The organism is Hafnia paralvei (assembly GCF_020150375.1).
Classification (GTDB): Bacteria; Pseudomonadota; Gammaproteobacteria; order Enterobacterales; family Enterobacteriaceae; genus Hafnia; species Hafnia paralvei.
Genome location: NZ_CP083737.1, coordinates 3,293,651 through 3,315,194, shown reverse-complemented (window position 1 = coordinate 3,315,194; position 21,544 = coordinate 3,293,651). Strand labels below are relative to the sequence as shown.

18 protein-coding genes and 2 pseudogenes are annotated in these 21,544 nt (G+C 44.2%); 13 read left to right on the top strand and 7 right to left on the bottom strand.

The window, feature by feature from the left end:
• Positions 1-120: 120 nt before the first annotated feature.
• Positions 121-1,644 (bottom strand): exopolyphosphatase, encoded by a 1,524-nt coding sequence (gene ppx / locus K9N75_RS15700; RefSeq protein ID WP_008814159.1) that lies wholly within the window; start codon positions 1,642-1,644, stop codon positions 121-123.
• A gap of 24 nt (positions 1,645-1,668) precedes the next feature.
• On the bottom strand, positions 1,669-3,735 hold the full coding sequence (ppk1, locus tag K9N75_RS15695; RefSeq protein WP_004091971.1) for a polyphosphate kinase 1: 2,067 nt from the start codon (positions 3,733-3,735) through the stop codon (positions 1,669-1,671).
• Positions 3,736-3,903: 168 nt separating this feature from the next.
• Between ppk1 and K9N75_RS15690 the strand changes: the two genes are divergently transcribed.
• The 3 genes from K9N75_RS15690 to pstB all read left to right on the top strand — a co-directional run bounded on the left by K9N75_RS15690 (position 3,904) and on the right by pstB (position 8,657).
• Positions 3,904-6,108 carry an ABC transporter permease subunit gene (locus K9N75_RS15690; RefSeq protein ID WP_224451856.1) on the top strand — a complete coding sequence of 735 codons (2,205 nt, stop codon included), beginning with the start codon at positions 3,904-3,906 and terminating at the stop codon, positions 6,106-6,108.
• Positions 6,105-7,778 (top strand): phosphate ABC transporter permease PstA, encoded by a 1,674-nt coding sequence (gene pstA, locus K9N75_RS15685; RefSeq protein ID WP_008814157.1) that lies wholly within the window; start codon positions 6,105-6,107, stop codon positions 7,776-7,778. Before K9N75_RS15690 ends, pstA begins: the two co-directional genes overlap by 4 nt.
• A 66-nt stretch (positions 7,779-7,844) precedes the next feature.
• On the top strand, positions 7,845-8,657 hold the full coding sequence (pstB, locus tag K9N75_RS15680; RefSeq protein WP_224451855.1) for a phosphate ABC transporter ATP-binding protein PstB: 813 nt from the start codon (positions 7,845-7,847) through the stop codon (positions 8,655-8,657).
• A gap of 104 nt (positions 8,658-8,761) precedes the next feature.
• Here pstB and K9N75_RS15675 read toward each other — a convergent pair whose 3' ends face one another.
• The 5 genes and pseudogenes from K9N75_RS15675 to K9N75_RS15655 form a co-directional block, all read right to left on the bottom strand.
• Positions 8,762-9,310: a hypothetical protein gene (locus K9N75_RS15675; protein WP_224451854.1), complete on the bottom strand. Its 549-nt coding sequence runs from the start codon at positions 9,308-9,310 to the stop codon at positions 8,762-8,764.
• A 237-nt stretch (positions 9,311-9,547) separates the two neighbouring features.
• Positions 9,548-9,913 (bottom strand): hypothetical protein, encoded by a 366-nt coding sequence (locus K9N75_RS15670; protein ID WP_224451853.1) that lies wholly within the window; start codon positions 9,911-9,913, stop codon positions 9,548-9,550.
• Between the two features lie 104 nt (positions 9,914-10,017).
• A pseudogene (locus tag K9N75_RS15665) lies at positions 10,018-10,278 on the bottom strand (integrase core domain-containing protein); the annotation flags it as partial.
• Positions 10,229-10,510 carry a hypothetical protein gene (locus tag K9N75_RS15660; protein ID WP_224451852.1) on the bottom strand — a complete coding sequence of 94 codons (282 nt, stop codon included), beginning with the start codon at positions 10,508-10,510 and terminating at the stop codon, positions 10,229-10,231. The pseudogene K9N75_RS15665 and the gene K9N75_RS15660, both read right to left, overlap by 50 nt.
• Positions 10,511-10,619: 109 nt before the next feature.
• Positions 10,620-10,847 (bottom strand): annotated as a pseudogene (locus tag K9N75_RS15655) (IS21 family transposase); the annotation flags it as partial.
• An 827-nt stretch (positions 10,848-11,674) separates the two neighbouring features.
• On the opposite strand from K9N75_RS15655, the gene K9N75_RS15650 reads away from it, so the two are divergent.
• From K9N75_RS15650 to K9N75_RS15605, 10 genes are all read left to right on the top strand, one after another.
• Positions 11,675-12,520 carry a helix-turn-helix domain-containing protein gene (locus tag K9N75_RS15650; protein WP_224451851.1) on the top strand — a complete coding sequence of 282 codons (846 nt, stop codon included), beginning with the start codon at positions 11,675-11,677 and terminating at the stop codon, positions 12,518-12,520.
• A 144-nt stretch (positions 12,521-12,664) separates the two neighbouring features.
• On the top strand, positions 12,665-12,934 hold the full coding sequence (locus K9N75_RS15645) for a PapB/FocB family fimbrial expression transcriptional regulator (RefSeq protein ID WP_224451850.1): 270 nt from the start codon (positions 12,665-12,667) through the stop codon (positions 12,932-12,934).
• Between the two features lie 214 nt (positions 12,935-13,148).
• On the top strand, positions 13,149-13,724 hold the full coding sequence (locus K9N75_RS15640; protein WP_224451849.1) for a hypothetical protein: 576 nt from the start codon (positions 13,149-13,151) through the stop codon (positions 13,722-13,724).
• An 85-nt stretch (positions 13,725-13,809) separates the two neighbouring features.
• The gene (locus K9N75_RS15635; protein ID WP_224451848.1) at positions 13,810-16,809 is read left to right on the top strand and encodes a TcfC E-set like domain-containing protein; all 3,000 of its coding nucleotides are present in this window, start codon (positions 13,810-13,812) and stop codon (positions 16,807-16,809) included.
• Positions 16,810-16,844: 35 nt separating this feature from the next.
• Positions 16,845-17,558 carry a fimbrial biogenesis chaperone gene (locus K9N75_RS15630; RefSeq protein ID WP_224451847.1) on the top strand — a complete coding sequence of 238 codons (714 nt, stop codon included), beginning with the start codon at positions 16,845-16,847 and terminating at the stop codon, positions 17,556-17,558.
• A gap of 17 nt (positions 17,559-17,575) precedes the next feature.
• Positions 17,576-18,721 carry a hypothetical protein gene (locus K9N75_RS15625; protein WP_224451846.1) on the top strand — a complete coding sequence of 382 codons (1,146 nt, stop codon included), beginning with the start codon at positions 17,576-17,578 and terminating at the stop codon, positions 18,719-18,721.
• 22 nt (positions 18,722-18,743) lie between these two features.
• A complete protein-coding gene (locus K9N75_RS15620; RefSeq protein WP_224451845.1) occupies positions 18,744-19,310 on the top strand; it encodes a hypothetical protein in 567 nt (188 codons plus the stop codon).
• 378 nt (positions 19,311-19,688) lie between these two features.
• On the top strand, positions 19,689-19,958 hold the full coding sequence (locus K9N75_RS15615; RefSeq protein WP_224451844.1) for a hypothetical protein: 270 nt from the start codon (positions 19,689-19,691) through the stop codon (positions 19,956-19,958).
• 209 nt (positions 19,959-20,167) lie between these two features.
• Positions 20,168-20,305, top strand: coding sequence for a hypothetical protein (locus tag K9N75_RS15610; RefSeq protein ID WP_224451843.1), 138 nt, complete (start codon positions 20,168-20,170; stop codon positions 20,303-20,305).
• Positions 20,306-20,431: 126 nt separating this feature from the next.
• Complete coding sequence (locus K9N75_RS15605; protein WP_224451842.1) at positions 20,432-21,241, top strand: SdiA-regulated domain-containing protein; 810 nt, start codon at positions 20,432-20,434, stop codon at positions 21,239-21,241.
• The last annotated feature ends 303 nt before the right edge of the window (positions 21,242-21,544 follow it).

Genomic DNA, 21,544 nt, shown 5'->3' with positions numbered 1-21,544 from the left:
AATTAAATTGTCCATAATCTGAAATAAAGCTGGTGGTATTATCCACCAGCTAAATAAGTACGACTAGGTTTCATATTTCCCTGATTTATCATCGGGGATGGCTCATATAATATTTTTACTTCACAGTTGCTCTTCTACCAATAGATGCCAGCCTTCAACATCTTTCCAGTATGACTGCTCTTTTTCCACGTCCAGCTGTACAAGGTTATTTTGTTGCAAATAACCTTTAGGGAAACGCAGGATCCAGTGGAAACCATCCGTTTCTAGCTCTAGTGATTCCGGCGTGGTGGTGGACTGGCGCTGGTTGTTTAGCAGCGTCGCTAGTCGCAAAATTTGAATCAGCGGAATGTACTGTTTCTTTTTAAACAGCGTTAAACGTGGCAGTTCATCGAGCTTCACGCCTTTGCGGTGGAAACGTACTAACGTTGCTAGAAGTAACTGCTGTTCCTGATTAAACCCCGGTAGGTTGGTGTTTTGCAGGATATAGGCCGAATGGCGATGCATGCCGCTGTGGTTAATGCTTAAGCCAACTTCATGCAGCATCGCCGCCCAGTTAAGCAGTGCTTCCAACTGTGGATGCACCAGTTTGCTGTTCTGCGCCATCCATTGCGCATAAAGTTGTTGTACCGTACTGAGCACACGTTGAGCCTGCTCGCGGTCTATATTGTAATGTTCCGCCAAACTGCGTGCGGTGCGGCTGCGGATGTCCTGATGGCGGAAACGGCCTTCCATCTCATACAGAACCCCTTCGCGCAATGCGCCGTCCGAAAGACGTAGCTGCTTAATCGCCAGCGCATCAAACACACCGCAGAGAATGGAGAGCCCCGGTACAAAGACGGCTTGGCGATCTTCTGATAGCCCCGGTAGTGTCAGCTCACTAAAACGTTTGTACTTGAGGACTTCACTGCGCAGCAATTCCAGACGTTCTGGCGTGATCAGCCCATCTTTTTCGCCCAAAGCAATCAGCACTTCATGGGCCGCCTTGATCGAACCCGACGCGCCGAGAGCAGCTTGCCAGCCTTGAATGCGATACTGCCATGCCATATTTTCCAGCTTTTGCGCCGCAGCTAGGCGCGCACGCTGGAAGTTATCTTTGCTAATAGTGCCGTTCGGGAAGAACTGTCGAGCGAAGCTGACGCAGCCCATCCGGCGGCTTTCGACCAGCAGCGGATCGAAATCTTCGCCGATCACCATTTCCGTGGAGCCGCCGCCGATATCAATCACCAGCTTGCGCCCTTTTTCTGGCTGGGTGTGCGCTACGCCCATGAAAATCAGGCGAGCTTCTTCGTGACCGGAAATAATCTCAATCGGGTAGGGAATCACTTTTGCTGCCCGTTTGAGAAACTCTTCCGCATTGGCGGCTTGACGCAACGAATGGGTGCCAACGATACAGACGTTTTCTGCAGGAAACCCTTGTAAACGCTCAGCAAACAATGCCAAACAAGCGATGCCGCGTTCCATGGCTTCTTCACTCAGCATGTTGTTGCTGTCTAGGCCATCGGCGAGATGTACCCGTTGCTTCAGGCGTCCCAGAACCTGAAGCGCGCCGTTAACGATACGGGCAATAACCATATGGAAACTGTTAGAGCCTAAATCGATAGCAGCAATTTCCTGCGGTTTATTATTAGAATGAGTTAGCGGCATAAGCGGCCTATAAGTCTGTAATTGTTATTGGTTATCGGGTTGTTCAAGAGCTTTGAGGTAATCATAAATAGCCAACTGAGAGCGTACCTTGCGGCGATTTCCGCGCGGAACATAGCGGTTACTGAGATCTTTATCAAGAAAACGTGCTTTGACGGTATCGCTGAACTGCAGTTCCAACAGATCCAATACGCGCTGGCGCAGCGTTGGATCGAGCAGAGATACGGCAACTTCAATACGATAGTCGATATTGCGCGTCATCCAGTCGGCAGATGAGAGATATACCAGCGGATCGCCATGATTTTCAAACACGTAGACGCGCGCGTGTTCCAAGAATCGATCGACGATGCTGATAACCTGAATGTTTTCGCTAACGCCCGGAATATTTGGCACCAGCGAGCACATGCCACGTACCAAAAGGCGAATTTTTACCCCAGCCGAAGAGGCGGTATATAAGCGATCGACCAAGCCTCTATCAACTAGATTGTTGATTTTCAGCGTGATCCCAGCGCTGAGCCCTGCCTGTGCACTAGTAATTTCCTGATCGATAAGCTGGTAAAGCATACGACGCGAGTTTTGTGGCGATACCATCAAATGCTCGAAACTGACCGGACGATACGGATTTTCAATAAAATTGAACACCCGACGCACTTCGTTGGTAATACGCGCATCGGCGGTGAGTAGGGAATAGTCGGTGTACAGACGCGCGGTTTTTTCGTTGAAGTTACCGGTACCGATATGAGCGTAACGAACGATGTGATCGCCTTCTTTACGAGAGATCAGGAACAGCTTGGCGTGGATTTTCAACCCTGGCGCGGAGAAAATGACATGCACGCCGGCTTCGGTTAAACGCTTCGCCCAGTGGATGTTGGCTTCTTCATCGAAGCGTGCCTGCAGCTCCACCACGACGGTCACTTTTTTCCCGTTGTGTGCTGCATGGATCATCGATTCGATAATGCGGGAATCTTTGGCGACGCGATAGATATTGATTTTTATGGCTAGCACGCTGGGGTCAAACGAGGCCTGACGTAGCAGTTCAAGTACGTGCTCGAAGGTGTGATACGGATAGTAAAGCAGCACATCGTGATCGCGGATGGCGTCGAATCCGTTGCGGAATTTATCGAACCAGATATGGCGCAAACGTGGCAACGGCTTATTCACCAAATGGGCGTTGCCGACATTCGGAAATTTAATAAAGTCTTTGAAATTGTGGTATCGACCACCGGCGATCACCGAGTCGTAGGAGGATATCCCTAATTTCTGACGCAGCAGTTCAACCAGTTCATCCGGCATATCCCGTTGATAAACAAAGCGTACTGGCTCTGCGGTGAGACGTTGCTTTAGGCTTGACGACATTAACTCCATCAAGCTGGACTCCATTTCCGTCACCAAGTCATATTCCGCGTCACGAGTCATTTTCATGGAATAGGCATTCAGCGCGTCATAATCGAAGAAGCCTTTGAAAATATCATCTAGGCAGTAGCGCAGGATATTATCGACAAGAATCATAGGTTTTCGGCGACGCGGGGTTTCCGGCGGCAGTATAATGAAGCGCTCAACCTTGTCGGAAGGGATCTCCAGCAGCGCATAGCTGGTGTGATGACCACGAATAATTTCGACGGCTAGATAGGTGTAGTCATCTTTGAGGAACGAGACCAAATCGGTTTCATTGTTTATCAGAATCGGAGTGATGTGCTGGCGTAGGTGATTCTTGAAATATTGGCGCAGCCATACCTGCTGGTTCTCTGAGAGTTGGCGCTCGTTAATCAAGAAAATCTGATTACGCGCCATTTCTAGCAGCAGTTCGTTGTATAACGAATCGAACTCCTGATCGGTTTTGAGCACTTTGGCCTGAATTTTTTTGAGTAAGTGGCGTGAGGCGCCGGTCGAACCTTGCTCTTCGCTGATAAGAATACGGCGCTTCAGATCGGCAAACCGAACCTTGTAGAATTCATCCAGATTGCTGGAGTAAATTCCCAGAAAACGCATGCGCTCAATGAGCGGATTGCTCTTGTCTGCGGCTTCCTGTAGAACGCGTTCGTTAAATGACAACCAACTTAGTTCTTTATCGATATAGAGCTTTTCCTGACCCATTGCGACTCCAATACTAGACAGCGACGATAAAAGTGGGAGTACCCAGTGTCTGCCTTTATTATGGCGAGAAGTTGACGCTAAAGTCCAATGACCAAACAGTAATGTAGCGTTAACAATGATGCCATATTATGCTGTGTCGCTTTTATTCGCCCTGTTAATGGAATTTGCATGGATCACACTACACCTGCGTTATTAATACGTGATAAGCGTCGAGCTTGGCGAGATCGCCTGACTCGCTACGTCGTTAGCGCGGGCGGGATGGTGGTGCTAGCTATGCTGATGTTAATTTTTGTCTATTTGCTGGTTGCTGTCTGGCCGTTGTTTAAACCCGCCAGTATTGGTCAACCTCAAGCGCTGGCTTGGCCGCAAAATGGCAACGCGCTAGCCGTCGGCGTTGATGCGACTCATCAAATGGTATGGCGCATTGATGAGAATGGAAAAGGGATGTTTCTTGCGCTTCAATCAGCCGATAAGCCGTTGCAATCGTTGCAGGAACAGCAGCTTACAACGTCTGCCCCCAGTGCTGTCGCCAGTATGAACGGCGATACTTACACTATTGTATTAGCCACCGTGGATGGCAAGGTGCTCTTAGTGAGCCCGCAGTTCCACCCAGTGGGTAAAACCGGAGATACCGGCCACTTCGCCCCAGACTGGGTCTATCTTCGTGGTTCAGCACCGGAACCGTTTGATAATAAGCATCAGCCACTGCGTCAGGTTAGCCTAGGGACACAACAAAATCAGCCAATGGTAGCGGCGTTGACGCAAGATGGCCGAGTATTGTTAGGTCAGCTAGCCCAGACGGGATGGCAGGTGCGTCAGATTGAAGTGAATGCCCCCGTGAGTCAGGTGTTACTGTCTCCAGAGGGGAGTCGCCTGTTTGTGCTCAGTCCGAATCAACTTACCGTTTTCCCGCTAAGCCAGGCGGCGGTAGGCAAAGGCCAGAATATTATTTTCGATCCACAAAAAACTGCACAGAAAAATATCGTCCGCATGGCATTGCTGCCGGGAGCCAGCTCCCTGTTGCTACAAAATGCTGAAGGCCAAATTAGCCAATGGTTTGATGTTCAGCGTAACGGCCAACGCGAACTGACTGAAATTAGACATTATCAACCAGCCTTGGCCGATAGCATGTTGATTAATGAACCGTACCGGCGAGTATTTGCGGCGTTGGCACCGAGTGGAAAACTGGATCTCTATTCTTCTCTACGCGAAAACGCGGTATTGCAGACGTCGATCGAATCAGGAGTCAAAACCGCATGGTTCGATCCGCAGGGAAAAGGGCTGCTGGTAGAGACGATGAAGGGCGCGTTTTGGTATCCACTGAGTAACGATTATCCTGAAATCAGTTGGCGAACGCTGCTTAAACCGACTTGGTTTGAGAACTATCCACAGCCGGACTCTGTGTGGCAAACCACGTCAGGTAGCGATAATTATCAGGCCAAGTACAGCCTATGGCCTGTCGTCTTTGGCACACTGAAGGCCGCTTTTTATGCGCTTTTATTTGCAACGCCGTTGGCGGTAGCTGGAGCGATTTATACCGCCTGTTTTATGTCTGCGCGTCAGAGAAGCATAGTAAAACCAGCGATAGAGATGATAGGTGCGTTTCCTACGGTGGTGATTGGTTTAGTCGCCGCGATTTGGCTGGCTCCCATCATTGAGAACCATCTTTTAGCTTTGTTGGCGCTTCCGGTGCTAATCCCTTTGGTGATTGTTGGTGGAGCCGCGCTCTGGACGCGCCTTTTCCCTGCGCTGGCTCAGCGGGCAGGTTATCGGTTTGACGTCTGCGTGTTGTTACCGTTGCTGACGGTACTGCTGGTGCTATGGTTCATGTTGGCACCTCATGTAGAGATTTTATTATGGGGTATGCCGCTGCATGAACGTTTGGGCGACGGTTACGATCAGCGTAATACGTTGGTAGTCGCGATTGCACTTGGATTTGCATTAGTGCCGGTTATTTTCTCTCTGGCAGAAGACGCGCTGTTTAGCGTGCCATCCAGCTTGGCTCAGGGCTCTTTGGCGTTGGGTGCGACCCAGTGGCAAACCTTGATGAGAGTGTTGTTACCTAGCGCCAGTGCTGGGATATTTTCCGCTTTGATGATTGGTCTGGGGCGGGCAGTAGGGGAAACCATGATTGTGCTGATGGCGACGGGTAACACACCGCTATTGGATAATACGCCGTTCCAAGGTCTGCGAGCATTGGCGGCAAATATTGCGATTGAAATGCCAGAGGCCGTAGTGGGAAGCGCGCATTACCGCGTGCTGTTCCTAACGGCGCTGGTCTTGTTCCTGTTTACCTTTGTTGTTAACACGTTGGCAGAGGCCGTGCGTTTGAAACTACGTTTGCGCTACAGCGCTGATCGGGAAGGACTATGAGTACTCAGAGTCCAGTTCAAAACGTGGCAAAAACGCCTTGGATACGCAGTGGACGCCCGTGGATTTGGCTCAGCGCTGGCGCCGTGACTATCAGCCTCTTAGCGCTGATTGGGTTGATCGCTTTGCTAGCGGGGCAGGGAATGCGTTATTTCTGGCCGCATTCCGTCTATGAGTTTGAGCTGAAAAGCGGGCAGCATATTATCGGGGAGCGCTACGGCATCACTCAGGTTCCGCGTCAGCAGCTGTTGGATGCCGGCGTGAAATTAGCGCCGAACGCCCCCGCCCAGCTTTCACGCTTTCTCATTAAAACCGGCAACCGTGAGTGGGAAAATCAGGATTTTTTAGTGGTGATGGCTGCGGATATCAGTCATACACGTAAGCCTAAAGATCTACTGGTTCTGGAGCGCGAGCATAACGGCAATGCTTATGGTTATTTGGTTGGGCTACTGGAGAATGGTCAACCTTTGGTCGGCCGCGAAATAGTACGCGATCTTGAGAGGCGAATTGCCAGAACTAAAGAGCTCAGCCAGAAAATAACTCATTTGCGCCAACATCAGCTTTCTGCCATCAGCGCCCAGTTTGAGAGCCTGCGTTTGACACAGCGACAGGCCGAAATGAAGGGGAAATGGGATGCGCGTTTACAAGCACAGGTAAAAGCCGAGCGTCAGGAGTTGGAGCGTAAACACCAACAGCTGATTGCTCGTATAGATGCGCTGGGTAGAGAGCAAAAAAGCGATAGCGTTCTATTACGTGATATGAACGGCGTGCAGAGAGAAATTCCGATTTATGAAATTCACGATGCTTGGCAGCCGAATGCGATGAGTACGGGCGACAAAGCTCGCCACTGGGTGAAGCAGGTTAAAAAATTTCTGGTGGATAGTCCGCGAGAATCCAACACCGAAGGCGGCGTTTTCCCTGCAATTTTCGGCACTATGCTGATGGTGATACTCATGTCCGTGATTGTGATGCCTTTGGGCGTGATTGCCGCCGTTTATCTGCATGAATATGCGCGTAAGAATTGGTTTACTCGCTTGATTCGTATCGCGGTCGTGAATTTGGCGGGGGTGCCCTCCATTGTGTACGGTATTTTTGGCTTGGGTTTCTTTGTATATGTACTGGGTGGCTCGATAGATCAGCTGCTCTTTAGTGAATCGCTGCCGAATCCAACGTTTGGCACGCCGGGGCTGCTGTGGGCGTCACTCACGCTGGCACTGTTAACGCTGCCGGTGGTGATAGTTTCTACTGAAGAAGGGTTGGCGCGAATTCCCGCCTCGTTACGACAAGGATCTTTGGCATTGGGGGCCACGAAAGCAGAAACGCTGCGCCGTGTTGTTTTACCTTTGGCTGTGCCTGCGATGCTAACAGGGCTGATCCTCGCCATTGCGCGAGCTGCCGGTGAAACCGCCCCGCTGATGCTGGTTGGGGTGGTGAAGTCAGCGCCTGAATTGCCAATTGATAGCGTATTCCCTTATTTGCACCTGGATCGGAAATTTATGCATCTAGGATTCCAAGTTTATGACGGCGCACTGCAAAGTCCGAATGTTGAGGCTGCTCGTCCGCTGGTGTTTGCTACTGCATTTTTGTTAGTGACACTGGTGGTCGGGTTGAATTTAGCCGCGATGTCGATTCGTCATTATTTACGTGAGAAGTATCGTGCGTTGTCGCTTTAACGGTTTGTTGTCTATCTATTCTTCGAATTCCGCAGGGATAGGTATTTATTGTGAGGAGTCAATCCCGTGGGTTTAACCGCACCGGAAACATTGCCCCTATTGGATGTCCAAGCATTGCCAGCAGAGCAAACGGCGTTGGCCGCTCAAGACCTGAATCTGTTTTATGGTGCCAAACAGGTGCTGTTTGACGTGAATTTACGCGTCCCTAAGAATAGGGTAACCGCATTGATTGGGCCTTCTGGCTGCGGAAAATCAACGTTGCTGCGCTGCTTTAATCGTATGAACGATTTAGTGGAACAGTGTCGCGTGGAAGGTGAGGTAAGCGTCAACGGTAGCCGCGTGAGCGGCAATGATGTTGATGTGGCTGCGCTGCGTCGTCGTGTAGGCATGGTGTTTCAGCGGCCAAATCCGTTTCCGAAATCCATCTATGAAAACGTAGTTTATGGCCTACGGCTAAACGGTGTGCGCGATCGCCGCGTCTTAGATGAGACCGTTGAACGAGCGCTGCGACAGGCCGCATTATGGCATGAGGTGAAAGGTCGTTTGAGAGAAAACGCTTTTAAGCTTTCCAGCGGTCAGCAGCAACGACTGGTTATTGCCCGCGCTATCGCCATTGAACCGGAAGTATTGCTCTTGGATGAGCCAACGTCGGCGCTAGATCCCATCTCAACCCTAACGATTGAAGAACTGATTGTTGGGTTAAAACAAAATTACAGCGTGGTACTGGTGACGCACAACATGCAGCAGGCCGCACGAGTATCCGATTACACCGCATTTATCCATCAGGGAGAAGTGGTGGAATATGCAGATACCGACACCTTATTTACCTCGCCAAGGCAGAAAAGAACTGAGGATTATATTACGGGTCGGTATGGGTGATTTATTTATGCTGATCGTGCTATAGATCTCACTTTATCGAATTGATTAATAACTCCATTAATAGTGGAGTTATTCTCTTTTATATATAGTAGCGCGTTTTTACATCAGTTGTTAAAGAAAACATCCGATAAAAACTGTATGGTGTTTTTATCTTTTATGCCGCACATCAACACAATATCTTTTATTTTATGCTTTCCTCCTCTTATTAATCTGATCGCCATATTGAATCTAGCCTCATTGACAATTTTTTTTGTAGACGTCCCTTCAATAACAAGCTGTCTTTTTAGTGAGGACTCGTTTATTTCTAGAGCTGAAGTTATTTTTTTTATAGTCCATTTTTTATTTAACTCCCGTGTCACTAGATCATATACTCTTTCATGTAATGTGGGTTTTATACATTTTGCTAACAGATCTATAAACCCTGACATGTTAACGAGATTATTGAGCAGTATGAAGATCATCGTTTTTTTCATTTGATGATCATTATGCACGGGTGATTTGCTTTCATTAAACTCACTAAATATTTTTTTTATTAGTTCGTTGCATGGCGAACGATAAATAATTCTATGTTCTATGCTATTGCTTAGTTTGTATATATTACCTCCTTTTTTTATTGGTTTTGTTTTATTTAGCGTTGGATATAATTCTGACATTATAGCAATAGGAATATCAATAACTCTAACATTTTGATATTGAGATGTTGAGACAATATTAATCCTTGTGTTCTTAGGTATGAATAAATATTCGCTTTGATTAATTGAGTAAATATTCGCGTCGTCTAAATATAAAGATAAAATTCCATGTTCTATAGTGACAAAGACACTGTTAACGACATGTATATTTATTAAAAAGTGATTTCATTCGTTGCTCAGGTTGTGATTTTTAATACATTATAGGTAATAGTGATGGTAGTATTCTGTATAAATATTGCACTCATATAATAATTGTTCATTAGCACCATAGTTATTATCGTAGACAAATATTTCTTGTCCATTTTTTGGACCAATTAACATTCTTGAGGTGAGTATAGATGTTGATGTGATGTCAGATTGTTTACCGTCAACTGTTTTATGCCAAGATTTAATGTCTATTACAGAGCGATGACCTACACTATATAACTCTGTAGTGGCCTCAACTCTGCTTGATGTTTTTATTTTCGTGGTGAGCGGTGTTCCATCAATATCTGCATTTGCCATTGTTGGTAATAACGATGCCCCAATGATTATTGTCAGTAATTTTTTATTCATCATTTTCATTGCATGTAACTCCCACCGGCTTCAGCGGTAACTTTTACTCTAACTTTTTTATTTTGTAGTGACTGAACTGCCCCGATTTTTTGGAGAGTTTTTAGTCCGGAAGCTCAGGCTGCCAGATCCTTATTCCTGATAGAAGCATAATACGCTTTTTCGGCTTCTGCCGGCGGTATGTGTCCTAGCCGTTCAAGTAACCGTCGATTGTTGAACCAGTCCACCCATGCCAGTGTCGCAAGCTCCACTTCTGCGTGGTTTTTCCAGCTCTTACGGTGTATAACCTCCGCTTTGTAAAGACCATTGTGACTCTCGGCCAGGGCATTATCGTAAGAGTCGCCTGTGCTGCCTGTCGACGCTAGCACCTCCGCGTCCATTGGTGCTCAGTCCGCCATCATCAGTGCTGACGGGGTTAACACCATCACGAACATCATTTTTATACTGACGTAACCAGGCTCGTAGAGTGTCGTAATGGCATCCGATTTTTGACGAGATAGCACGAATGGCACCCAGTTCAGAGCCATACTCATTACGGTGTTCCAACAACATTCTGACAGCGCGCTCGCGCAGTTCAGGGGGATAACGTTTGGCGGATTGTGATTTCATTTTGGGTCTCCTTTCAGTGAGAGTTTAGTCTCCAAGAAACTCGGTGCGGTTCAATGTCTACTGTTTTCACTGCCATAGCCTGATGCGATACATCATGGTCAGCGGATTGCATAAGCTCGGTGTTCCAGTCATTTTCTGCCAGACGCATGTCGATGTAATTCATAAAAGGTTTCAGCTTAACCATTTTATGGCGGGTCTTTCTGGCTGGCGGTTCAGGGTATTTGATGTAGCGTCTGACAGTCCGTTCGGAGCAACTAATCTGGGCCGCAATATCGACAATGTACGCACCCTGCTGGCGCATTTGCTTTATCATGTAAAAGTCCTCTCTGCTCAGCACGTTGATGTCCTTTCCGGTATGAGAACCTCAAGGAAACAACGTGTTGGGTGGAGCGGACGATCAAAACGGTGAATTACCGTCTTATATCACTGGCGCTAACAAAAGAACGAGACATGTTCAGGTGGCAGCAATCGGATACTGAGCTGAATAACTGCGGGTTGAAAGGAACAGGCTTGACAGGTTGCAGGCACGACATTGCCACAGATCCGCTAATTCGCATATACCTTCCACGTTTTTCCACTCATGTCTATCGCCAGAACTTTCACCCCAGAGGCATCTCTTTATCATGCATGACTGCAGCAAGCAGATTTTTGAGGTGGGCGTTCTCCTCTTAAGCGGGCTTGAGTGGTTGTACCTCAGGAACTTCCACGTCGCCAAATGTCTTGCACCATGTGTAAATAGTGAAGGATTGGCAGTATTCTCGACTTCGGCCTTAAAAGGCTACTGAAGCTCTGAAGCTCTGAAGCTCTGAAGTCGGAAAAGCTTTTTGATAGTGATGTTCTCACGATGTTGAAGGACTATGACTGCCATAAGGGGACTCATCAGCATAAAGTTGGTTGGGTATGAAAGTCTCTTAAATCAAATTAAAGAGTGAAGATTCCCCGTCGGTTTTGCGTAAACCAACTATCGTAATGCGATAATAAGATTGGGTTTTTTATATAGAAAACTGTTTGGTCAATGCTCCAAACTACATTCCAAGTGTGGAAAAGCAGGAATAACAAAAAAAGTAGTAATTTTTATAATTTACATAAAATTGCAGAAGAATTGCGGAAAATGAAACGCAGGGTGTTGCTGTTACCGGTATCTTAATTACAGGACGAGATGAGATGAAAAACACGATAAGTCGGCACATATTATTCTGGATAGAAAATCAGCTTTACAATAAAGTTGGGGTAGAAGAGTTAGTAGAATCAACTGGTTACAGTAGGAGGACCATCGAGAATATATTTTTTGAAAAATATAAAGTGAGTTTAGGCGCCTATATTCACAAGCGCAGAATGACAAGGTGTGCAGTGTTGTTGCGACTAACAAATTTATCGATCACTGAAATTGCTACTCAATTTCACTACTTTAGTGCTCAGAATTTTTCAAGGGCATTTCGGCGTTTTTTCTTTCAAACGCCTAGTGAGTACAGGGAGGCATCAAATTGGGATTTTAGCTTATTACAACCACCTTTACTGTTTGATTTGAGTGAGCATCAGTTTGATATGATTGATGTAACGCAGGAGGTGGTTATAAAAGGAACTGCTTCATTTATTGAGGATTATATCAACTATGATGAAAGTGATTTTATCAGATTGATAAAAAGGCAATTTCAAAGTGCTCAGTCAATGCAGGATTTATGGGTTTCGATAAGTATTTCGGATAGTTTATCTGTAATGTCTGGTCGTCTGGGAAGAGTAGGAGTCGAAGTCATCCTTAATGACCCGGAAGCAAGCTCCAATGAAAGAATAGAAGTAATGCTACCAGGCAAATATGCAAAAATTACCTATTCAGGATCCTGGTATGATTATTCTGTTTTTTCACGATTGACTCATATTAAAACTTTGACAGACAATAAGCTCCAATGGTTTGGAGGAAAAACATTTATTCGTTATAAATCAGATCTGTTTTCTGAAGAGAATGTGAATTGCGAACTCTATATCCCGGTAACTTCAGAATGTAACAGGTGATTTTTTGCTGCATACAGAAAATTAACATACATGGGCGAATTGAAAGGATTAGTGTTTGATTCAAATTAGTTAAAACATAAGTGGTTCGCTCTCATCTTAACATTAGCATTCACAAATATAGATATTCATTAATACAGGTATGTAATGAAAGAGTGCTTTTTGTATGATAAATATCACTTGTATTCTGGAAAGGTTTCTGAACAGCATTTTATGTCGCTTATTGAAGTTTCTGGCATTAGAAGTGATAAAGTAATAAAAGCGTTAAGTGAATACTTTGTTGGAGGGCTCTCGCGTACGGTTGTTTGCGATAAACATAGCGTCTCTCAATGTTATCTCTCCGTAAAAATAAAACATATGCAGCATGTGAGTAAAATGGTTTACGATTTGCAGCCTTATTACAGCAGGGCTTCATAGGAACAGAGTAATCATCCATTTTCTGGAAAGGGAGAAAGTGAACGGCGTCATCCCTGCTGAATGATTTTTAATATTTGAGTATGTTGGATTTGATATCTTGATAAGATTTATAAGCAACTATTTCTGGGATAGATGAATGGTCGTATGAAAGTATGGTTTATTTTTCTATATATTAAAATCTGGTTTTTATATTGTAATTAAAAATGGAGTGAGCGTGTCAAAAAAAATTAATACACTGCTATCCTTAGCAGTATGCATTGGTGTATTTTCTACTGCATCACAAGCGATAACCACTACTAATAATATGACCTTGCAATGGCAGGGTACGGTTCCGACGAAACCTACGGCCAGTGGTGGTCTGTCATTTGTAAGTCCGCTTGATCCTTCACAGCCTTTTGTGCCTACTATCGGTACAGTCTCCATTAGTGATAATGGAACTGACGATGGAAAAGTATTTACATTAGCGCCTGTCAGTTTTGGTATAAAGACCAGTTCAAAACTAACCGCAGGATCAAAAATCAAGGCCTATCTGGCGTCTTCTGAAAGATTTACGGGCTTAAATGCTGTTGCAGGTTCCTCAGCGACGCCAAAATTAAAATTGTCTATAGGTAGCGAAGTTTTGAAAGTGGGTTCCAGTGCTGCTATTGATGCAGTTGATGTTATAGGTACCACTACTGACTATGCTGATATTAGTATTTCAGGCACGGGTGAACTACCTGACGGAACATTTACTGAAGGTGATAATTTTATGGTCACATCTACCGTTGTATTTACAGCTGATGTGACTTAATTATTCATATGCTCTCACAATAACGATGTCATTTATTTAGTGGGAGCATATCTTAACGTGTGAGACCGAGTTTAATGAGGCATCAATGAAAAAAGCTGACAAGAAAAAAAGGCTTGGAATCATTTTTTTATTGATGTGCCTTTCCCTAGATGCTAAAGCACAGGGTAACAGTTCTTCACGCGTACTGGCATTACATAATTCTGCACCTGAAGAGTTTCGCCAGCTCTTTATATCAAAAGAAAAGAACGTCAGCATTGTTCTGATCAATGGTGAATCTTTACCTGTCAATGCTATGATGAGTGACTATCAAGTTAGCATTGTATCTGAAACCAGTCAGCAAGAAATTTATGATTTTCTTGTCAATAATAACATCAGTAAAAAAATTGCTGATGACGTTAATGATTCTTTTGTAAGAGGTATGGATAGCTATTCGTGCAATGGTAGCAAAGAAACCTGTCAGGTGACTTTACCCGAAGGAGAAATGTTTGCCGTGGTTATCGATAACAACGCAGACAAAGTGCGGCTGATACTTTCTGAACAAGCTTATGTACAGGAAACGGGGGAAGTTGAATATGTCAGTAACTACAATGACCGTTTGTCACTGATAAATTCTCCCTCACTGTACAGTAGCTATTTTGGTGAGCAATGGAATTATAATCTTAATAATCGTACAATTTTAGGATTGCCTTTCGGTCATATCCGTAATGAGTTATACGTTACATCAAACAGTGGTAAGCAGGATGTTTCTGTACCAGAATTTTTGTATGACTTAGAGTCTGGCCCTTTACGTTTACTGGCGGGGCGTAGTCAAAATTTTAATACGTTAAACAGTACAAGTTTATTGTCTATCGCTTCGTTACATAAAGAAGGTGTGTATCTTTCGTCCTCACGCAATCTGGCTCGCCGCGGAAGAGAAAGCTACCAGCGTTTATACTTTTATGTGCCGCAGGCTGGAGCAGTCGAGATATGGCGGGAAAATACGCTTATTTATAGCGAACCAATGGAGGCTGGGCAGCAATTTATTAATTATGAAAAATTGCCTGTCGGGAATTACAGCGTAACTGTAAAAGTTAAATCTGGTGATAACGTTTTGAGTGAGCAATTTGAACGTATCATCAATACGCCAGATTTTCAGCTCAACACCGGAAGTACTGATTTTAGTCTGGGGGTGGCTCGCACAAGCTCTGATAATGCAAATGGGCCAGAAATGGAAATGGCTGAAGGGGATGTTGTCTGGCGCCTCTGGAATCCACTACAAATTGGCATGGGTATTACCTACGCCGCTGGTCAGCAGCTTTTAAAAGTAGGTGGAAAGTGGTTAGTGACGCCATCACTGACTGTCAGCGGGGTTTCATCCGTATTTAGCGATGGGCGTTACTACAATACAGCATCAGTAAATTGGAAAAATTTTAATCTGAACTGGAGTCGTTATGAAGCCGGACAACATGTTGACAACAAAGGATCACGGTTGTCTGCTGATACACAGAAAGCCAATACACCCCGAGTGCTTTCTGAAACACTGCTGGGAAATAGTAGCTATGAACAGATCATGATATCAAGCCATGCAGGATTTGGACCGGGTAATAGCCATCTGAGTCTGTTCTATCAGCGTAATAATAGTGAATCAGGAAGTTACAGTAACAGCATTGGGTATAATGCGGGTTATAATATGCCATTCGTATATAACTCTAATCTGGGTGTGAATATTTCATCTAATATTTATAAAAACACCACGCCAGACGGTCGTGGAAGTAAAACAGATAATATTCATATTGGTATTAATTTTTCTATGCCCTTAGGTCGAGATACCAGTGTTCAAATTTCTCCACGCTGGAATAAAGGAAGTCAGTCAGTGACTGATGCCACTTTGCAATACAATTTTCTTAATGGTGAGCGTAGCAACGGTTCTCTGTCAGTGGGTGAGAGTTTTGGTGGAAAAAATCAACAACGAAAAGTAGGTACGTCATTAAGTACGCGTCAAAAATCATTTAATTTCAATGGAAATGCCACGATGCAACCTCAGAGTGGAGGCCAGAACTCCATGTTTGCCACTTTATCCGGCAGCCAGATTCTTAATCGCCATGGTTTTTGGTTGAGCAACAGTGCGGCAGAAAGTTATTTGATCGTCAATGACAGTACGCCAGAAGAGGTAAGGGAGAGATTAATTATGAAAGAGCAAGGGAGCAAATCAAACGTTCGGCCTCATGCACAACTTACCTTAAAAAAAGATGATAAAATTTTAAGTAATCAGGATTATTTTGCTCAGGGTGGCGATAAAGTCATTCCACTGGAAAAGTATAAGCAATGGAATGCCAGGCTTCAGTCTTCAGCATTCGGTGTACACAACACAGAAAGTGACCAGGCTCAGGGGTTTAGCCTTCCGGGTAGCACGTTATATATCAAGACAGATTATCAGCCTGAGTATCAAATTATTGCAGAAATATATGATAATCGCGGCTTTCCTGCTGACAAAATCGAATGTCAGGGAGGCTCCTGTCTAAAAGTTGATAAGCTGGAAGATGGGTTGTTTAAAGTTTTTCTCAAGGGGAAAGATTTTTTCCGTCTTGTCTCTTCAGACATGCTTTGTTTGCAGGAAAGTAATGTTAATCTGACTCAGCCTTTAACACGTCTTTATGGCGTGAAATGTGAAACACTGCATTCAGGTAGTGGCCAACGGCTGCTGGCAAAAGATTCTCCTAGTCTGAAGAGACCGGCAGTTGCTCACTTATCCAACAGCAGATCCAAGGATAAGAACATACCAGATGAAGTGTCTTCGTCTTTTGGCGTTTTATCCAGTTTGCTAAAAGACAAAAGAAAACAGCCAAACTATTCTGCTGTAAAGCTCATGGAATCATGGAGATTTGGCGTATTCCGTAGTTATGAAAATGCATTACGGTTGAGTGACCAGCTTGAGAAGGCAGGCATGTCCGTCAGAATTACACAGATGCAATCCGAGGCATATGCAGTATATGGAACGCTTAATGAAAAATTGACGCCACAGCAAAGACAATTAATTAACAAATACGGTGCAATGAAACAACCTGTCGCTACTGGGAATTCTATAACTAATGTTGCCATGAATTAAATATCGGCAGCTTAATGTTTTAAAAAGAAGGTATAATGAAAAAGCATATTTTTGCAGTACTGTTAACTTCATTTTTCAGCCATCAGACTATTGCCCTTGGTATCGATAACATGATCCTGATTAGTGGTCAGGATAAACAAGGTGATTTTTATAATATTGTGAATGACACAGAGATACCTGTATACGTCAAAACTGAAATATCTCAAGTCAACTATGTTAACGATAAGCCTGTTGAAAATATCTATTCTCGAGACAACCTGAAATCATGGCAGATTACTGTCAATCCTGACTTGTTTATTCTTGACAGCAAAGAGAGCAAAAAGGTAGCAGTCAATATGATTGATGAGAACCGGAAACGTGAACGTGATGAGATTTATACAGTGTCTTTTTTACCTCAACCACACATAACCGATTCAAAAAAAGTGAATCAGATGTCAATGCAAATAGGTTTCAAGGCATACTATATCTTGCCCGCTCAGATATCTGATGTTAAGTACAATCTTGACTACAATAAAAAAACAGGCGTTTTGACAGTTAAGAACTCAGGAAATACGTTAGTTATCGTAGAGCTAAACGCATGCAAAGGAGCAGAGGCTAAAAAGTCAAAGCAGCAACTGTGTGAAGCATCCTTTTTGGCACCTGCAGGTCGTCAAAAACAATTTGTAGTTCCAGCGGAATTACGCCAGAAAACGATGAGTTTTGACATTACTAATCATAACCGTAGTTACCGTAACAACCAGGTGTTTTAATTTGAAAATGTAATTTTATGAAAAACTTAAAAAATTTATTTTTCCTGTTTTTTTTTGCTTTTGCAGGAGGGGCACAGGCTAAAAATATATCCTTGCAGCTGAACCTGACAACAACAACTGACAGATTACTTTCTGGTTCTTTTACTTCGGCCAATGCAAATCTGGATCCGGATATGAAAGGCTTCCAGCTAAGTAATCCTGATAACATTGTTAATTCATTCTCCGGGGATTCAGAAGGCTCACAGAGGTATGCAGGGTTTAGTCTGTCTGGCAACACATCCATCATTAAACTGGTTGGACAAAAATATGGTGCAGCAATAGAAATACCTCTTGAACTGGTTGCATTCGATGCGTCAAGTTCCGCTAATGGTAATGATGGAACTGCTGTAATAGAAGGGACCTGTAAGGGAAGTGATTTATCGCATCTGGTTTCTCCGGGAGTCTTCAAATCTGTTGCGAAGCCCAAGGGACAAAATTTCTGCACAACCAGCAGTCATGCTTTCTCATTTCAGGACTCGGTGACTCCTTTCCTGGTGAATAGTGCGAACTATCAATGGAAGATTAAAGATGGAAAAAACTTTAGTAATATTTTTAATGAAAAATACTATCCGGCAGATATTTACAAAGGCAGTGCGCATATTCAGTCTACTGAGGTGAACATAACTAATCCTTCAACAGGCAGCAAGGATTTGTTCACTGGTGGCTTTATTCTGGATATTGTATGGGATAATAAGCCATATATTAATTCAGTAACTACGGCTTCGCCATACTTACAAATTTTTGTAAGTGAGGTTGGTGGAAATGACTATGTCGGTAATGGTTCTACTTTCATTTCCGTTAGTGGGGCATTAGGAAAGTCATTAAAAGTGACTCCTCGTTCAAAAAATAGTGAAATAGGAAAGATGTATGCCGATGTTCCCGGCCATTCGCCAATCCCATATGAAATGGAGATAACATCTCTTAATAGTGGTGAAAGATTTAAGTTAATCGATGGAAAAGTTGGGAAAGGTTCTGTGGCTGAATTCAAAACATACTCGATAGATGATAGTTTAAACATGAGTTTTCGTCTCGATGCCAAAGCCAGTGCCACAATCATAACGTCAAACAGGGTTATCTTTACTGAAGATATTACGTTGGTCTTTGAGACCAATGAATTGTTTTAATCATTTATGAATGGTATGTGACGTGAATCTTTTTTTGATTTTTTTTGCTGTTTTTTTTAGTTCCAGTGTTGCAGTTGCGACAATGACTAAGGAATTAAATTTAACGGTGCGTATGCTAGTTGATCCTCCTAGGCATCAGGGCATTGGTTTTCAGGTTGATATGATTGGTCGAGATAACGTTAATCTTCAGTGGGATGACTCATTAAAAACATTTAACCCTATACAACTAAAATACAGGGCTATATCAAATGGTCGTCTGGAAATGCAATACAGAATTATCATTAATGCTCTTTATTTGTCATGTTCTACGGAGAGCGGCCCTGTAGTGTTTGATGACTTTTCTGTATCGGAGTTTCCTCCTTTTCTTTGGGGGACTGAAAGAACTGGTTACTCTGAAATAAAAAATATAGGACGCAGTTGGGTTGGTTTAATGGATTACACGTCCTGGACGCCAACATTTGGCGATAATTCAGCAATTGGTGAGGGTGTTTTTGATATAAAATTCCCTGATCTAAGTACGGTTTATAAAGCTGGAGGCGGAAAGTGTGTTGGAGGTATTACTATTGGCATTACCATACGTGATTTGTAAGCTTATACAAGGTAGATATATCAGGTTATTAATAGGGTGTGGCATTGCGATGGCTCTCGGTAGTTATTGTGTTCGAATTATGGTAATTGATTGCAAGCTTTATTAGCAGTCTGCAGCGTTACTATCGGGTTGCCATACAGAGATTAGTTAAATTCATGGTGTCAAGTCTGGTCGGCCTTATGACGTACTTTGTTGATAATAGTTCGTGGTTCATCACAGAGGGCAGGTCGCCGCATTCGTCTTGGTATAGTCAGCAGCTATTTTCCCCATTTTTACATTAATCCTAATTACGGATTGCTGGTATGGCCATGCAGTCTTCGGCTATCTCTAAGATGATTATCCACTGGGGATGGGGCGGTCTCTTACCGGGGGGGCGCTGTGGGGGGGGACCTATCCGATGCGTGGTCGCTGGGTAGGGGGCGCGGTGGGTATTTTTTATTGCTGCTTGGCACGTTCATCATGATGGGCAATGACGGCATTAAGTGCTGGCTTGTGTACAAAAGTGGCGATATGCAGGTGTGGCTATGGGACAGTCGGGGGTGTTTTAGCCTAGCGTGCTTGCTGAGCGTGGTGGGCAGCCGTCGATTACGCCATGTGTATGGGATTAGCCGTGAATACGCGGCCAGCCATACATGCCACAACCACTGATGAGGTGTTGATGACAACGGAGCGTGGTAGAGGGGATTGGCCACCTCCGTTTTTATCTTGGCAGTAAAGCGTTTTTATTCAAGCTCGGTGCGGTGAGCTTTAGAAGGGGAGACCGCCGACGCATGGTTTTTTTATGTTTAAGAGAGATGGCATGACGCTATTGACATGTTCGCTGTGGACATTCCTGTTATTGATGATGCCATGCTGCTGTGACAGAAGTGCGTGCTGAGGGCATGCGTAATGAAGCGGTGAAACAAATAAAAGTCACCTATAGCGGCGCCATTACACCAGAGCAAATCATGGATTTGATGGAGACGCTGGATAAAGTGAATGTCAGCTATCCCTAAATGAGAAAATACGCAGGCAGTTACTGTCAATAATTGGGCGTATCGTTTCTTAAGTGACGTACTCAAAATGGGCGTATTTATTTTCAACAATAAAATTGTGCATGATTTTATAAGGTTTATTTGGTTGTGAAACATAAAAGAAAATTGCAATACCTTCTGGTGATATCCATTGCCACACTGGGCTATTTGTTCTTCATCACCGGAGCTCGTTCCCCGCCCCTGATTGACGGTGTTCTTTATGAGGGGGCTATTATGGAGGTTTCTGACAACCTTTCAGGGCTCACTTGGGATGATGCAACCCAAACATTGATAGCCGTCACGAACAGACCTTCCCAAGTCATGCAGCTGGATGAGGAAGGTAATGTGTTGCAACAGATACCCCTGACGAATATGGAGGATACCGAGTCCATCACTTTTATTGAGGATAACCTGTTTTTTATTGCTGAGGAGAGAACGCGGTCTATCACCCTCATTGCGCTAGACCTTTCGGATATGCATTATACGCGGCTTGCGCCTCACTTCGTGTTTGATCTGGGTGGAAAGCGTAACTACGGTATTGAAGGTATAGAGTACTCAAAACAACACGATACCCTTTTTATTGCGAACGAGAAATTCCCCGCGGCGGTGTATAAAATAGATGGCTTTTTGCGAGGGCATCTTCGTGGTTTTAAAATTCAAAAACTATTCTCCTCAACAAAAGATATCTCAGGGTTAGCTTGGAACGAGGTTCGCCAACGTCTCTATGTGTTGTCTGATGAGAGTAAAATGGTTAGAGAGATGGATATCAATGGCGTCATATACCGAGAGTCTGACTTAGGGGATATTATCCAACACATTCCTCAACCGGAAGGAATAGCGGTTCATCAGGATAGACTTTATATCGTCAGTGAACCCAATTTGTTTTATGTCTTAAAAATGTTACCAGCCCCCCTATAAGTACTTAGGAGGTAACCATCTGTATTTGCAGCAGTTCTGGTTACATTCCCATGTTTTCAGTGCTCTTGTGCGTATTATCATTATGAAGTACACCCTTTAGCATTGATGAGGCGCAATTTTACTGGGGGTCTGGTGCTTCAGGGTTTACACCAGATGGTTATATTCTGAATGTTGCGTTACTACGCGATGAATGAAAATACACAATAATTGAATTTGATAACAAAAAAATAAATCATCCCTTCCCCCCACTGCCTATTATATACGGGCTACGGGGGCATGAGTGAGTTGGGTTAGGTTATTGGC

What these genes read in the sequence shown, in the direction of transcription:
- ppx (WP_008814159.1), bottom strand. Translation starts at nt 1,644, where the DNA reads ATGCCGCTAACTCATTCTAATAATAAACCGCAGGAAATTGCTGCTATC.
- ppk1 (WP_004091971.1), bottom strand. Translation starts at nt 3,735, where the DNA reads ATGGGTCAGGAAAAGCTCTATATCGATAAAGAACTAAGTTGGTTGTCA.
- K9N75_RS15690 (WP_224451856.1), top strand. Translation starts at nt 3,904, where the DNA reads ATGGATCACACTACACCTGCGTTATTAATACGTGATAAGCGTCGAGCT.
- pstA (WP_008814157.1), top strand. Translation starts at nt 6,105, where the DNA reads ATGAGTACTCAGAGTCCAGTTCAAAACGTGGCAAAAACGCCTTGGATA.
- K9N75_RS15675 (WP_224451854.1), bottom strand. Translation starts at nt 9,310, where the DNA reads ATGTCAGAATTATATCCAACGCTAAATAAAACAAAACCAATAAAAAAA.
- K9N75_RS15670 (WP_224451853.1), bottom strand. Translation starts at nt 9,913, where the DNA reads ATGAAAATGATGAATAAAAAATTACTGACAATAATCATTGGGGCATCG.
- K9N75_RS15660 (WP_224451852.1), bottom strand. Translation starts at nt 10,510, where the DNA reads ATGAAATCACAATCCGCCAAACGTTATCCCCCTGAACTGCGCGAGCGC.
- K9N75_RS15650 (WP_224451851.1), top strand. Translation starts at nt 11,675, where the DNA reads ATGAAAAACACGATAAGTCGGCACATATTATTCTGGATAGAAAATCAG.
- K9N75_RS15645 (WP_224451850.1), top strand. Translation starts at nt 12,665, where the DNA reads ATGAAAGAGTGCTTTTTGTATGATAAATATCACTTGTATTCTGGAAAG.
- K9N75_RS15635 (WP_224451848.1), top strand. Translation starts at nt 13,810, where the DNA reads ATGAAAAAAGCTGACAAGAAAAAAAGGCTTGGAATCATTTTTTTATTG.
- K9N75_RS15630 (WP_224451847.1), top strand. Translation starts at nt 16,845, where the DNA reads ATGAAAAAGCATATTTTTGCAGTACTGTTAACTTCATTTTTCAGCCAT.
- K9N75_RS15625 (WP_224451846.1), top strand. Translation starts at nt 17,576, where the DNA reads ATGAAAAACTTAAAAAATTTATTTTTCCTGTTTTTTTTTGCTTTTGCA.